Annotated in this window: 18 protein-coding genes; 4 read left to right on the top strand and 14 right to left on the bottom strand. The window is 43.1% G+C overall.

The window, feature by feature from the left end; all coding sequences use genetic code 11:
• Positions 1-217 precede the first annotated feature (217 nt).
• On the top strand, positions 218-823 hold the full coding sequence (locus tag NTX75_03080) for a hypothetical protein (GenBank protein ID MCX5815213.1): 606 nt from the start codon (positions 218-220) through the stop codon (positions 821-823).
• A gap of 299 nt (positions 824-1,122) precedes the next feature.
• On the opposite strand, the gene NTX75_03075 is transcribed toward NTX75_03080, so the two are convergent.
• Positions 1,123-1,623, bottom strand: coding sequence for a hypothetical protein (locus NTX75_03075; protein ID MCX5815212.1), 501 nt, complete (start codon positions 1,621-1,623; stop codon positions 1,123-1,125).
• On the bottom strand, positions 1,620-2,099 hold the full coding sequence (locus NTX75_03070; protein MCX5815211.1) for a YtoQ family protein: 480 nt from the start codon (positions 2,097-2,099) through the stop codon (positions 1,620-1,622). The genes NTX75_03075 and NTX75_03070 overlap by 4 nt, the downstream gene beginning before the upstream one ends.
• 161 nt (positions 2,100-2,260) lie before the next feature.
• Here NTX75_03070 and NTX75_03065 point away from each other — a divergent pair, with 161 nt between their 5' ends.
• Positions 2,261-3,025 (top strand): hypothetical protein, encoded by a 765-nt coding sequence (locus tag NTX75_03065; GenBank protein MCX5815210.1) that lies wholly within the window; start codon positions 2,261-2,263, stop codon positions 3,023-3,025.
• Positions 3,026-3,104: 79 nt separating this feature from the next.
• Here the strand turns inward: NTX75_03065 and NTX75_03060 are convergent, their stop codons facing one another.
• Together NTX75_03060 and NTX75_03055 are read right to left on the bottom strand one after the other, a co-directional pair.
• Positions 3,105-3,311 carry a hypothetical protein gene (locus tag NTX75_03060; GenBank protein MCX5815209.1) on the bottom strand — a complete coding sequence of 69 codons (207 nt, stop codon included), beginning with the start codon at positions 3,309-3,311 and terminating at the stop codon, positions 3,105-3,107.
• A gap of 39 nt (positions 3,312-3,350) precedes the next feature.
• The gene (locus NTX75_03055) at positions 3,351-4,724 is read right to left on the bottom strand and encodes a transposase (GenBank protein ID MCX5815208.1); all 1,374 of its coding nucleotides are present in this window, start codon (positions 4,722-4,724) and stop codon (positions 3,351-3,353) included.
• Positions 4,725-5,027: 303 nt separating this feature from the next.
• Between NTX75_03055 and NTX75_03050 the strand changes: the two genes are divergently transcribed.
• Complete coding sequence (locus NTX75_03050) at positions 5,028-5,303, top strand: integration host factor subunit alpha (protein ID MCX5815207.1); 276 nt, start codon at positions 5,028-5,030, stop codon at positions 5,301-5,303.
• A 24-nt stretch (positions 5,304-5,327) separates the two neighbouring features.
• Here the strand turns inward: NTX75_03050 and NTX75_03045 are convergent, their stop codons facing one another.
• From NTX75_03045 to NTX75_03015, 7 genes are all read right to left on the bottom strand, one after another.
• Positions 5,328-5,630: a hypothetical protein gene (locus NTX75_03045; GenBank protein MCX5815206.1), complete on the bottom strand. Its 303-nt coding sequence runs from the start codon at positions 5,628-5,630 to the stop codon at positions 5,328-5,330.
• A 171-nt stretch (positions 5,631-5,801) separates the two neighbouring features.
• Positions 5,802-6,065 carry a hypothetical protein gene (locus NTX75_03040; protein ID MCX5815205.1) on the bottom strand — a complete coding sequence of 88 codons (264 nt, stop codon included), beginning with the start codon at positions 6,063-6,065 and terminating at the stop codon, positions 5,802-5,804.
• 105 nt (positions 6,066-6,170) lie between these two features.
• Entirely contained in the window at positions 6,171-6,530 is a 360-nt protein-coding gene (locus NTX75_03035; protein ID MCX5815204.1) for a CpXC domain-containing protein, read from the bottom strand.
• Between the two features lie 15 nt (positions 6,531-6,545).
• The gene (locus tag NTX75_03030) at positions 6,546-6,980 is read right to left on the bottom strand and encodes a hypothetical protein (protein ID MCX5815203.1); all 435 of its coding nucleotides are present in this window, start codon (positions 6,978-6,980) and stop codon (positions 6,546-6,548) included.
• Between the two features lies 1 nt (position 6,981).
• Complete coding sequence (locus tag NTX75_03025) at positions 6,982-7,545, bottom strand: phospholipase D family protein (protein ID MCX5815202.1); 564 nt, start codon at positions 7,543-7,545, stop codon at positions 6,982-6,984.
• Positions 7,546-7,869: 324 nt separating this feature from the next.
• Entirely contained in the window at positions 7,870-8,301 is a 432-nt protein-coding gene (locus NTX75_03020) for a hypothetical protein (GenBank protein ID MCX5815201.1), read from the bottom strand.
• Positions 8,225-10,558 carry a carboxypeptidase-like regulatory domain-containing protein gene (locus NTX75_03015; protein ID MCX5815200.1) on the bottom strand — a complete coding sequence of 778 codons (2,334 nt, stop codon included), beginning with the start codon at positions 10,556-10,558 and terminating at the stop codon, positions 8,225-8,227. Before NTX75_03015 ends, NTX75_03020 begins: the two co-directional genes overlap by 77 nt.
• A 1,048-nt stretch (positions 10,559-11,606) precedes the next feature.
• On the opposite strand from NTX75_03015, the gene NTX75_03010 reads away from it, so the two are divergent.
• Entirely contained in the window at positions 11,607-12,041 is a 435-nt protein-coding gene (locus tag NTX75_03010; protein ID MCX5815199.1) for a thioesterase, read from the top strand.
• A 119-nt stretch (positions 12,042-12,160) separates the two neighbouring features.
• Here NTX75_03010 and NTX75_03005 read toward each other — a convergent pair whose 3' ends face one another.
• From NTX75_03005 to NTX75_02995, 3 genes are all read right to left on the bottom strand, one after another.
• Positions 12,161-12,322 carry a hypothetical protein gene (locus tag NTX75_03005; GenBank protein ID MCX5815198.1) on the bottom strand — a complete coding sequence of 54 codons (162 nt, stop codon included), beginning with the start codon at positions 12,320-12,322 and terminating at the stop codon, positions 12,161-12,163.
• Positions 12,323-12,344: 22 nt separating this feature from the next.
• On the bottom strand, positions 12,345-13,139 hold the full coding sequence (locus NTX75_03000; protein MCX5815197.1) for a cache domain-containing protein: 795 nt from the start codon (positions 13,137-13,139) through the stop codon (positions 12,345-12,347).
• Positions 13,140-13,235: 96 nt separating this feature from the next.
• The gene (locus tag NTX75_02995; GenBank protein ID MCX5815196.1) at positions 13,236-13,712 is read right to left on the bottom strand and encodes a putative molybdenum carrier protein; all 477 of its coding nucleotides are present in this window, start codon (positions 13,710-13,712) and stop codon (positions 13,236-13,238) included.
• Positions 13,713-14,196: the final 484 nt, after the last annotated feature.

Below are 14,196 nucleotides of genomic sequence, written 5' to 3'. Positions count from 1 at the left end.
GATCATCAAAAAGCCGTTCGGATAAAATCGGAATCAGTGTTCGAATAGATCGGAATAGACAACTAAAACACACGATTCCTCCCTGATTTAAAAATATATCTGATTCAAAGGAAGCAAAAGAAGGCACTGCTCTTTTCTTGATTACATATTAACGGGAACGATATTTTGCTATAATAATGAGCTGAAAAACCCATTAAAAAGCTGGAGGTAGTATAGAATGAAAAAGGTATTGTCAGTAGTATTAGTTTTGGCTCTCGTAGTTGTATTTGCACAGTTTGCTCTGGCACAGGAAGCAGATACAAAAGCGAAAACGGTAAAGAAACAGGCTCAAAAACCTGGAGCTGTTGTGGTGGAGGCGATCTCTGACACTGCAACGGTGGACGCAGTTGATACAGCGAAACGCAAGGTAACTCTCAAATTTGCCAACGGGAAGACACAGACTTACAAACTGGGTCCTGAAGTGAAAAACTTCGATCAGATAAAGGTTGGAGACCAGGTAAAGGCCACATTTGCCGAATCGGTAGCTGTCTTTGTCAGAAAGTCTGATGAAAAACCATCCGCCGATGAGATTCAGACAGTTAGGGTAGCGCCAAAAGGTGCTAAGCCGGGTGTAGTCATGACTGACACCTTTGAAGTAACCGCCAAAGTAGAAGCCGTAGATTACGCAAAAAGAACAGTAACGCTTAAGGGACCTGAAGGCAATCTGAAGACCTTTCCAGTCGATAAGAGCGTGAAGAAGTTCAAAAATGTAAAGGTTGGCGATGAGGTTGTCATGAGGGTGACGGATGCAATGGCAATTACCGTAGAAACACCGGCCAAATAAAGAAGAAGTATTACGCGTATTGCTTTAACCTGCCGGTGATCGTTAAGTAACAGAAATGGGGACGTCTTTATGAACAAAGCGTCCCCATTGTTTTTCTGAAATAGAATAGAACTCGTGAAATATCTATTCTTAAATTTGTTTTTCAATGTATACTATTATCAGGCTGGTACCGGCAATTCCCCCCCCAAGAAAGAAATGTCACCCAGCTCGCCACGGTATCCGTGAGGGTATCGTGGCCCCCTTCTTGCGAACATATCGTGTTATGAAATGCTATATAAATTGCCTTACTGTGTTACAGTCTATTTTTTCCTTGTCCAGGTACCCACCCCTATTACCGTATCTGAAGCGGTGACATGACGGTAGACTGATTCTATCCTGTTGTTGTTTACTATCTTTCCTTCTATAAAACCGTCTTCATCGGCCAAGTATATGCTTTTATTGTCCATTCCAATAACACCGACAAATTTCTCAGTAGCTTTTGGCGATGTGAAGGTTCCATGAAAGATTCTCCCCTGCTGCCTGGTCACAACTGTTTCGGCAGTTAAAGTGCTGAACTCACCGCTATGATGAGTCTTTGGCCCGGAAGCACTGCCCTTGAGAAGGACGCCGCCCTCGGTTTTTACCGTCCATGTCCCCACCAGATTGGGAATAGCGGAATCGGCCAGGCATGTCCCTGCTGTAAGTATAAAAGCTAATAAAGCGATACCGATAACAAATCTTTTCATGGTAACCATTTTTTCTTCCTCCTTTAACGAATATATATTTTCTTTAGACGTAACATAACGTTTTCTCTTTTTCAATTATTCTCCGGCTTCTTCTGTGAAGCCTTCCAGGTACCATAAAAGAACAGGATCAGCCCAGCCAACCCCTTAACTTGTTCATCCTCAAGGACATTATTTACTACTACTTTTGCTGAACCTATCAACATTGCATTTGCCGCTGAACAATTTTCTTGAGAGATCAGTATAATCGGCTTATTCACAGCGTGGGCATATCCTGCTTCAAATGCTGTGCCGGTATCGTTATCGTCAACAAGGGCAATAATGATGTCACACTCTTCCAGGAGCCTTATGCACTCAATTTTAATGCCCTCCGCCATCTCTAATTTTATATCAATATCCCCTTCAACATTAGGGGCATAGTCAAATGGATCAATTATGGCAATATCGTTGCCGTATTGTGTTTGAGATAAACCGGCAGAAATCTTGGGAAGGAACTGTTTCTTGAACTCTCTTTGTTTATCAGTAAAGCATGGATGGGCAAAGTAGATTTTCATGGTTGTCCTCTTTGACAAGGTTTTTCTTTAGTATACCATTACAGACGAAAAAGATAATAATATGACTATTTATCAGCCAGACCTTTATTGACAAAAGGCTTTATGCTGATAGAGAATACTATCGACATCGGCAAAACTCCATCAACAAAAACGGAGGTAACATGAAGAAACTCATTTTGTTTGTTATCGCCTCTTTCTTCCTCAGCACAACACTGTGCTACGGCTGGTCCTGTAAAACTCATACATTTATAGCACAGCAGGCAGGAATGAAAAATCCAGAGTATGCCTGCATACCAGATGAAGTGCGCCACGAAAACTACGACCTTATGATACAGTTCCATTACCACAGCGCCGCGCCTGACGCTGTGGTAACGCCGGAATACATCCAGAGATATAATGTAAGGTCAGCAAATGTCAGTGAGGAAGGCAAATCTGATATAATCTCCATAAAGATTCCCGATAGATCGGGCATTCTCTACTGGAAGATATCAGACCTCTACAACAAGATGAACAAAAAGGGGCTGAAAGAGTACCAATATAACTACTACCTCATGAGCATTGCACATTTTATCGGCGATCTGTCACAACCCCTCCATAGTTATCCATACAAACAGAAACCAGCGTCAGATGGCAAAATCTATGAAAGCCACGGTATCTGGTCTGCCGATAAACACAGCGAATTCGATTATGCCCTTGATTCGGCATACCCTCTTTCAAAAGAGGATACGGATTACCTGCTCAAGAAGATAAACATCATTAATATCAAAAACAGCGATGACCTGAGCCGTGAAGTGGCGAATATTGCAAACAGCTCAATAGCTCTTGCAAATACATGCTTTAAAGAGAAAAGGGGCATGTCAAGAAGAGAGGCTCTTGACCAAGCTGCCATGTCGGTGTCATTACTGAAGGCGGTACTGAAGAAGTAACGTTAAAACTGCTCTGATTTGAACTGCTTCTTAAACTCTCTCTGTTATCCTGTAAAGCTTGGGCGGGCGAAATATATTTTCATCGTTGTCCTCTTTCGATATCGGCAGATTTTCTCTTCAGCGTCCTATTACAACCCAGAAAGATAAAAACACCGGAGCATACCAACAGGAAGGCCTTCAGAATATCATCAATCCGGGAATGATCATGAGAAAAGAGAACTGCAAGCAGAATGATGATGCCGATGAAACATGCGAAAGCACTGAAGCCTACCCCTATAATTGCCATGATTCTCATATCCGTATTGTGAATATATCATAAAATGAACTAAAGTTTCGCACTTGCTCCCTGGATCTGCATCAGTATAGCATCTTCAACAATATCAAGGAAGTGTAAAAAGCGATCCGGTTCTATTTCTCCCAAAAGTAGGTGGCTTGACACAATGAGTATATCTTTGATATGGCCCCACATGGTCTCCATCATAATAAGCTGAAGATGGGTTTCTGCCAGTTCCCTGAATAGCGGGCCCAGTGACACAGTCCGTTGATATTTACGGAGAATGAAAATAAGCAGAAGATACCGGATCATCACCAGACTGTAGGAGGCAACAACGGCTTCAAAGGTTTCGCTCTGTTCTTTACCCAGATAGAGCATCTGTTTTCCATCTTTAAAAAAGAGTTCAATAGCCCATCTCCGTGCATAATAGGTGAGGATTTTTGATGGTTCCAATTCCGTATCAGTACACAGAAAAGCATTCCACTGTTTCTTTCCGTCTGATACAAAAAGGAGTAATATCTCTCCCGACTTTGGTAATGTTGCCTTCAGGCAGACCCCTTTATAGGGAAAACCATATATACCTTTTGCCTTTTTCTTTGCCACGTCCTGCCATAGTTGTTTGAGGGTATACTGACAGCCCTCATAGGAATATTTTACCCTGTTTGATTTCAACCGGCAGATGACACCGTATCCTATCTCCAGAATGTCAGCAATAAGGACATCATGGGCATACCAGCTGTCAAAAAGGACAAAGGATGCAACGATCCCCTGATTCCATGCATGTTTGAGCATATCAACGGCTACGATGGTCTTCTTCCGGAATGCTTCTTTTCTCCTTCTCCAACCGGTGCTCCGTTTATCGATAGATTTCGTTCTGGTGTTCGGTCGGCTTTTAGAGACATGGAATCCCGCATCGAGAGGGAAGAACTGTTTCCCGTTGTGGTATCCCAGTTGAACACACTGGTAGCCGAGGATGCTCCTCTGTGTTGTATGGTCGAAGTGATAACTGACAAGTTCCATTTCTTTTCCTGTCTTTTTCTCGATGGTATCATCAAGGATAAGGGTCTTCTCCTTCAGTGGAACATCGTCGCTTAAAGCAATCATTTTCAGTACTAACCGGTAGATGAAGGCACGCCAATGGAAATATTCATTATTGAGGAAACGATAAAAAGTATCTTTCTTTGCATCAAGGAAGGTATTTCCCGTCCAGAGAAAAGTAGTCCGTTTCATAATGAACGGAAGCAGAACGAGCCAATACAGAAGGACAACAGTTGTGTAGCCTTTGGTCTTCATGATATTGCATCGACAGAGCAATGATTTTATCCTCAACGCCTGCAAGGCGGTATGAATCTCCGAATCTAAAACGAGGTTTCTCTGGTCTAATTCCTTTTGCAATGAGAGAGAAAGTGGTTTATCATATGACATGGCAGCTCCTTATTTCTGGTATGATTTTGGTTACTTAGCAGAATCAAGTCTACCATATTCGGGGCTGCTTTTCTATTAAATAACATGTATTTTCAAGGTATTAGGGAATATTTTGGATGAGAAATCAAGTGCGAAACTTTAGAAATGAATTTCATTCTGAAACATAGAGAAAGATTTATCTGGATCAACGGCAAGACTATATTATCGATAAAATCAATAATAATAGACTGTTAATCATTGACGTATATGGTTCTGATATGGTTAAAAATAACAGAAAACTATCATACATATTCAGGAGAAAACATGACGAAGATAGATATTATAAATAACGTATACGATAAACTTGGCTTATCAAAAAAGGAATGTGCCGATATCGTAGATAAGTTCTTTGAAACCGTAAAAGAAACACTTGCAAAAGATGAAGATGTTAAGATTTCTGGATTCGGCAAGTTTGTAGTAAAACAGAAAAAAGCCAGGAGAGGAAGAAATCCTCAGACAGGTGATGAGATAGTGGTCGCTGGGAGAAAAGTTTTGCTTTTCAGGTTGAGTGGTGTTCTGAAAGATAAGATAAATGAATAGGAATGAGATTATGTCAGATGCAACTTAAACAATGCACAGGTGGGTTATGATGGCTATTATTGCAGCTAACCAGCCCAGAGGGATTGACCCGGTAGCCCCGATAAGAAATCCACAATCATAAAACCAGCCGGAATTTGGCACAGCGTACATCTGAATATTCATAAACAGTCTGATTATCAAAGTGTACGGAGCGATCAGACCGTGCCACATTCCGAGCAGAAAACCCGGTGGATTATCGGGCGGTATCGGCTTCGAACCAGCAAAAGCACAGCCCATTAAAAACAGAAGAGGTAAAATGACTATAAGGACATTGCGGTACTTATTCAATTAGCCATCCTGAAACGATTTTGTGAGGCTAATAAAATTCAACCTATAACTTTTTACATCCTATTCCCACAGACATTTTTTGTCAATCCAAATTTAGCGTTCCAAGCTGAATTCCTAATGAACAAAAAATAAACTGTTATATATTTGCACATTCCTTGAATAATACACTATTTATTTCTTCCCCTTTTTCTTTACAACTACCTTTGCTGGACGTTTCTGTTTTTTTCCGCTGAATGCCCAATACCCCAGGATGATAAGGTTTATGGGAGTAACAACTGAAAGAATACCCCACAGGAAAGGGCTCCTGCCATTTTTTGAAGCGATTCGGCCAAAGCATACGGCAATATACAGGATGAGAGCAAAGATAATGATATAGTGGAATGGCTGCATGGAGAACCCCTGGAACTGTTTCATAAAAGAATGTATGGTTGTCATATGTATTAATACCCCGGTATGATTTTCTTTGGATGCTGCTTCTGATTATTTATTGCTTCAGCCTTCTCTTCTCATGCAATCTATCCCGGAACTTGACGTACTGGATCATATCAAAAAGACTAAAAACGATGTGGGGTCGCCCATATAATCTAAGTCATTGTTGACTATTTCCGGAATATCCCTGAAGCTCCACTTGCCGTCAGGAGTAAACTGGGTCAAGAACTTATCATCTTCAATAGCTTCGGGCGGATAGTACTGGACACAATATTGCCGGTTCATATCAAGATAAAGCAGGGGAACGCTGATTATAGCTTTATTATTACATGATTCACATTTGAAGATATTGATATCGGCATTAAATAACCGGTCGCGGAGATATGACTCTACCGTAACATTAAGTGAATCCCATATTTCAACTTCCTGCGTGTTACCGCATTGAGGACATGTCAGCTCGTGGATCTTCATTCCTGTTTCTCCATCCTATTTACAGACTATCTTATAGAAAATCTCTCCTATGGTTCCCGGCTGAACAGGTTGCATTATTATCTCTTTCGCCTTATATGTAGAGATTATGCCGTCATCTTTATCATATTCGAAAATAGAGTACAGCTCATGTTCCTTTTTGTTACAGTTTATATACCATACCATGACAGTATGGCTCAGATTTTCATAGCCTTTGACATCAAGACCTCTGCTTATACGGGTCTTAATGAAATCAGATTTACCTTTTTTAGAATAGTCCGTTTTAACCGATATCTTTACAGCGCCTTTCCCTACAGATGTTATGCTCTCCTCATCATAATATGTATTATTACCGGCGGCATCGGTAATACAGTGCACCCACCCTGCGTGGGCTGTGTTACAGAGAAACAATCCTGGAAGCAAAAGGAAAAACAGGAATGTAAACTTATTCATATCAATACCTCGGTGCCAGCTTTTCTGAATGTGCTTTATGTTTTAGAAAATTATCAAGATAGATAGCGGCAAGCTCTGGATTCCTGATTATCAACAGGTTCTCAGCATTACTTTCTTCAGCAGCTTTTGAGAAATTGAATGAACCTGTAATAACAGTCTGTTTATCAATAATTATTATCTTGTTATGTGCTATTGCATGAGTTGAATCAATATAGGTGGGTATCCTCATGTTTGCCAAGAAGGTTGCCGATGTATAACTCGCCCCTTGCTTCTTTGGCTCTTTTTTCTGTGACCTATCTACTACAACCTCAACATTGACTGCTCTCTTTTTGGCGTTAACCAGTGCGTGGGCAATCGGCGCTGAAGTGAATGAATAAGCCTGAACCAGAACCTCCATCGTGGCATTGTCTATTTCTTTTACTATTGCATCAGTACAGCCGCCATTAGGGGAGAAATAGACCTGTGTGGGGGTGTTGTTTAGGGTCAGATTGTAGGCAAAAGAAGCTGAACAGAAAACAGAAAGGATAAGAAGAATGAATATGGGTGTGGAAACTCTTTTACTCATGAGGTTCTCCTGATGAATGGATTTGAGAGCATTATAATTTATGGGATATGGGATGTCAAAGGGGAGACGCATATTCATTGAGTTGAGATTTACCATTTATTGGTTTTTATAGCGACTTTCACTTTGCAGTGTGCAATAGCTATGAAGGGGAATAATGAATCTACCTTTTATTATAAACACAAAGATTCAGATTTTTAAGTGATAACTATGGATGATTTGTGTTCAAAATGTTGATCACCGGGTAATTGCTTTATGCCCAAAATTCTCTTTCTTTTTGTATCCAGAGTCTAACATAGAAACTGGACCTATTTTTTTTGGGGGGGGTCAGGTCATGATAAAGGCCCATGTCTTTTTCATCTTCTGCATATCGGGATTGTACATGAGGCCTACGTAGCCGAAGTCAAGCTGGGCTTCAATGCCGGGCGATGTCTCCATCCGTATCGTCACCTTTGGTCTGCCGAAGGAGAACTCCTTTTCTGAGGTAGCGTTGATGATGGTGTAGTCTATCTCGATACGGAAGATTTCTTTGAGGAGACGCCATATCTGCTTGCCGGTCATGTTCGAGCCTTTGAGCCATGTTTCGACGTCAGATTTGTGCTTTGCCACAAGATCAAAAGCCGGTTGCTCATAGACGGGAGAATTCATCATGCCCTTAAGCTTGGCAACAAGTTCCTGTTCATCAGGGAGCGGTATATCCCGGGTGATGCCCAGATACTGGAGCATGACCATGTGTTTTCTTATGGTCTTTCTGTCCATGCCCATGTGTTTTCTTATGGTCTTTCTGTCCATGCCCAGCGAATGGATTCTGTATCATAAACAGATTCAGCGTGTCGTTCGGACTTGTATCAGAAAGGCTGACCATGGCCGGTTGCGACATGCTGTCATAACCTGTTCGCATGACCGATACTGAGTAGGACCCGGAAGACGGCAGGTCGATCCGATAATATCCTGATTCGATGGTACGGGCCTTCGCCACTTCAGTTGCCGTGTTGACATCCGTTACGGAGACATAAGCTGCGCTTATAGGGAGGTTGCCGGATGAATCTTTTACAATACCCGATATAGAGTACATAGACCCCGTTGGCGTTCCAGAGACAACACCCGCTGTCACACCGCCGCCATAGGCAACAAACGACTGGGGGAAAAAATTCCATCCCTGTTTGGAGGCAGTGAGCGTCACCGTATCACCGTCATCCACGTTAAGGACACGAATAGCGCCGCGGGAAGAGGTGGAGGTGGCGCCGGTACTGATGTCACCCAGACTGTCAAGGTAGGTGACCGGATAGTCTTTTCCTGAATGTGATCCTGTGGCCGTCACGACTACGCCAGGTATATTCCCTGAATAGGCAGTGAAACCGTCGACTATCCTTATGACCAGAACCCCCTTATTTGGTGCAACCCTCCATCTATTTACCTCAACGTTTGAGTAGAGCCACACGGGAGACGCCGAGGTCAGGCTCATGGTAAAATCCCAAGGGTTTGGCGGTAAATAAACGTAAAGCATAACGTAAGTCGGCCTATATCCTTTTTTGACAACTTTCAGGGTATACGGGGTAGCAGAAGGAATTCCTCTGAGGGTAAACCATCCATTCGATGATGTGGTTGCGGTGAGCGAAGAATTTCCGGCAATTGATGCGGTGGCACCGCTTATGGGGTTACTGTTGCTGTCCCGCACGATCGAGCTTATCCAGAGCGCAATGGGGCTTGTGTTCTGGAGCACCATTGCATGGCCGTTTCCATCACTCCCGAAGGCGATGAGATTGCCATTCCAGGATGCCAAGGAGAGGCCGACATTGGTGGTGAAGATGTTGGAGTACGTCTCGGTCCATGCATCACCCTTGGGCGCCTGGAGGATTTTTGTGGTATACTGCCCGGAATTATTGATGTTTATACGTGTCCCGAAGGGGGATCTGTAATAACCGCCCTGGTAACTGCCGCTTCCGATAAAGGTCTGGTCGTAGGTTTCGGCCCAGGTGCTTCCATCGGCCGAGTAAAGCATCTTCATGTTGTATTGCCCGTTATTGTTGATACCGATCCAAGCAACAAGGGCATCATTATTGTTTGAAGACACGTTACTGCTTACGCTTCCGATAAAGGTCTGGTTGTAGCGTTCCGTCCAAGTGTATCCGTCGTCGTCGGAGGTGAGGATCCGCGTTGTCGCAGTGGCAGGGCTGCCCCCGTTATTCGTCTGCAATGCAATAACGAGGGTATTCTTGAGACGGGTATAGCTGAGCGTTCCGTTTCCAGCATATCGTTCGGTCCACGTTATGCCGTCGCTGGAAAAGAAGAGCTTGCTTGTATAAGTAGCCGGTGAGGTGCTGCTGTTCGTGAAGTTAAAACGGGCGACGAATGTGTTGTACGAGAACGTGACGGATCCAGAGCCGTTCAGGGCATTCCCCGGGCCCGAGAAGGTATTTGTATATCGTTCGGTCCATGCATTGCCGTCCAGGGAGGAACGGATCCTGTATGTGAGAGCGGTCGTGTTTGAGGATGAATCATAGTTCTTGACAACCTGTGGCGAAAAGAACTGGTTGACGCCAGAACCGAACCCTAAATAGGAGTCAGCGCCTGAATATGTCTGAGTCCATGAAATGCCATTAGAAGACATGTAGATTCCTGAATTTGTAACGGTGCTCGTGGAGTCCCAACACAATGCCCAAAGGACAAAGGTATTGTTCACGAAGGTCACCCCGTATGAGAACGATCCAGATGTTCCTGCATGTGAATAGGTCATCACAGGATCCTGCTCGGTCCAGTTTGCCAGATCAGAAGACGTGTAAACCCTCTGCGTGTAATTGAATGTGCCGGAGGATGGCGTATTATTCGAGGCAAAGCCTGTAGTGGCCACATACGTCCCGTTTCCGTATGCCATGCTGCCAAAACTCCTTGCGATATTGGCAACATTCCCGTACATTTGGGTCCAGGTGTCGGCCTGGGCATACGTGCCGAACGAGAGGAGAGTGAACAACATGACCATGGACAAGCAAATCTTTCTTAGTACATTTGATTTCATGAGAATTCCCCCTTACAATGAATGACTTTGGCATTTTGGATTGTGCATCTTTGATATCATAGAGAACAAAATAAAACAATTTCAAATGTTGTTGGGAATCGGTTTTTTTGATTGCCTTGAGGCGAACACCTGCTTTCTGCGTGCCAAAATATATTGATTATTTGAATGGAAAGATCATTATCAATGACTTTGAAGATTGCCAGTGGAAAGATGGTATAATCGCTTATCTATAAAAACTCGTTTTCGTGAAAACAGCTGCGGCCCGCAGGATCAGAAAAAGGCCGTCAAGGCGCTTACGCATTTATACGGCTATCAATAAATCCAGACAAGGACCCGATGTCCAGGTTAGTATTTGCTATACGTGACACAGGTAGGGGTCTAATTTTGTAATGCTATACTTCTGAAAGAGTAATGGAGCAAATCTTTGCCAGCGGTGTCTTCTCAAAGAAAGCCATTCCCTTGATGTGGATTTTATATGAAATACTGATGATGCGCCAATTTTATTCTCCTTAGTATATGGGATGTAGTCAAAAGAGAAGAGGACTCACTTGGAATACCGTTGAATAGAGCACAAAGTAATGATAATAAATGTCTGCCTATATTTTCTCATGCTTGGCCTTATGCGTAATCCCCATGGCACTGGGCATAGGTGGAGATAAGGTCTCGACTATGTCCAATCCTGGGCCGGTCGTGCCGGAATGGACAAAAAACAGTAGCGTAGGAGACCAAACGAAATGGATATAGTACCCGGTATCTGGAAAGAAGAGCGACTCATCGAGTCATTTGATGTGGATGTTTTGGGCCGGCTGCACCCGCAGACACTATTTGCGTACCTGTTGAACGCGGCCTGGAACCATGCCAAAGGAACAAGCTACGGGCACGACGAGCTGGCAGCACGGAATTTAATGTGGGTGCTGGTAAAAGTGCAGATGCTCATCAAGCGGCTACCTCGATGGGGTGAGCGGATCACCATCGAAACATGGGGAAAGCGGATAGTAAGGCTCTACGCCCTCCGCGACTTTTCCATCACCTCGGGGACAGGTAGAAACTGGCCTCAGCCACCTCGTCATGGATGGTGCTGGACAGGACGAGTGGCCGGCCGCAACGACTTGACCGGAAGCCAGACAGTTTTCCATGGCAGCCGGAAAGGGATGAGATAGAAACTAATCCGGATAAGGTAGAGGAACTAAAGGGCGGTATTGAACTTGCCCGGTTCTCCGTGCTTTTCTCCGATATCGATGTAAACCGGCACGTAAACTCTGCCAGGTACCTGCAGTGGATGATGGATAGCCATTCGTACAAACATCTTTCATCGACAGAGGCCGGATCGATTGAACTCAGCTTCCTTTCGGAGGCGCTGCAGAATGATGAAGTGACAGTACTTTCAGAGGAAAGGGGGGACCAGGAATTGTGCTCCGTGAGACGCACCGCAGACGGTAAAGAGCTTTGCCGGGCAAGATTCGAATGGCACAGATCACAATGAAGAGCATACATCAGGCAGGTAACCCTGCATGTTATACCCAGTAATCAATAAATCCAGAAAAGCTTATACAAGATTGCTTCCGAATAATTACACCAGATGTTGCCGACATTCCATCCTTATTACTTATCGGAAAGATATGTCCTTGCTCTGACAATGGCAGCAAGTTTTTCTAAATCTTCTTTCTTTAACCGGACAAGAAAATTGAGATCCTCGTCTGTATGAAGAAGGGTTTTGATAATCTTGATAAGTTTTTCTTTAGTATGAGGGGTAGCTGTATCCATATCCTTTGCCGTTCCAAAATACTTATTTTATTTCCCTGTAGGCAACTACTATCCAGTCATTATCAAAAAAGCGGATTGTTTTCCATGCAGCCTGTTTTTTTATAATTTTGTCTGTGCCACGGATTAAAAATGTGTAGTATCCTGTTCCGTCTTTTTCTCTGACCATCCTTTTGCCAAGGGAGACCAGCTCCGGGTAGTCCTTGTAAAGCTGGTCGCTGAAAGTGTTCAATCCTATCTGGGACGAGTCTGTGTCATAGATGAGGATACCGTTTTTCTGCATTACAAAGCAATTCACATTCAGTTCCTTTTCAACGGGAGCGGCAATCTTGCGTATGAGTTTATCCTGTTCAACAAGGAGACTTAAAGAGCCTACGAACTTTCTATCGGCAGAAAAAACAGGATATTCTATATCGATTGATTTGATGCCTTCGACAGAATCAAGCAAATTGCTCATGAAGGGCCTTTTGCTTTTCTGCATCAGGATAACAGCCTCCTGGTCTGATATGTCCGACCCTTCGTGCTTTCTGTACTTATCAGGCTCAATCATAGTCATTATGCCTTTTGAGTTAATGAAGGAAGCGTCAATGACATAAGGTCTATTTGCATATAACCCTAAAAGGAGCTTTCTTATTTCTGATTCTTTTAATTTGCCTGCATCTTTTGCAGCAGATTTGAGATCAACGCCTATTGTTTTCAAGTTATTTGAGATATCTGATTCAAGCCTGGAAACAGCAATGTTCAGTGTATCTCCGGCAATAGCATAATTGAAAGTTACAAACAAAAGCAGAATCGATATTAATGATACCAAATGCTTCATCTGCTACCTCCCTGATTTAGCAGCATCTTGAATAAGGGAGTATACGAAAATCAATTTTTTATGTCAATTAACAGATATTCTTACTTTATGCTCTTATTATTTATCGGCGAGATTCTCTGTGAGAGCTATTGTCAATACTTCTTTTACAACAGTATAAATCTCCGGATCTTTGCTTCCCCTGGGACCGGCAACATTCAGGATCTGTAAATTGTTTTTTTCTATCCACTGTAACATTTCTTTTACAGCTTCATCGACTGAAAGTTTTGTCATATCAAGATGGAGACATGGCTTGTTATATTTCTTTGCATAATTGTATGTTTTGAGAGAACCACCTGATAAGATACTATGCATGAAAACCAGTGTGCCATCGGAATCGATAACATTCTGCTCCGTCCTCCTGGTATAGCTTCCTGTGGGCATTTCCTGGAGTTGATATCTATCAGGTAATGGGCCTGCTTCTGTCTTCCTTCCTTTCGGTATCCAGCCACCATGTGGGATGTTTAGCTTGATGGCGACATCAAGAGCGGCAATGTCTGCTCCTGTCTGGCCGCCAGAAACGATTTTTGTATTCATTCAATGCACCCCTTCCCCTGTATTGTCGGCTTATTCGATGCATTGTAGCAAATTGTGCCGAGAAAGAAAAAGGTAAAACACAGGTTGATATCCACACACCCATACGTAATAACGACACCTTGTTACATAGTGCCTTTCCTGCAAATCTGTTGGGTATTGCATGGAAGAACTTGACCACTTCTATTTATTGAGGTCAAGATTTGCGGCAAATGAGTTTTTGTAACACCTTTCACCCCGCAATTCGCAGAAATGACCAGTGTGAAAAATGAATTTACCTGTAATTGTGACACCTACTTATCAAGTATAGGGGCATTTTGCAAAAAGCTACGATTGCCATATAAAACAAAGGAGAACGCATGTGCAGAAGAAACCATCAGGCTCCTGGTCATTTATGCCAGCTGTAGTTATCCTCTCCCTGTCGTGAAAACCCCATTTTCTCCCAGAAACCAATTGCAGTGTACCTGACCCTATCGGCAATAATGGC

Source organism: Pseudomonadota bacterium (assembly GCA_026388315.1).
Taxonomy (GTDB): domain Bacteria; phylum Desulfobacterota; class Syntrophorhabdia; order Syntrophorhabdales; family Syntrophorhabdaceae; genus MWEV01.
This window is presented reverse-complemented; position numbering and strand designations above follow the sequence as displayed.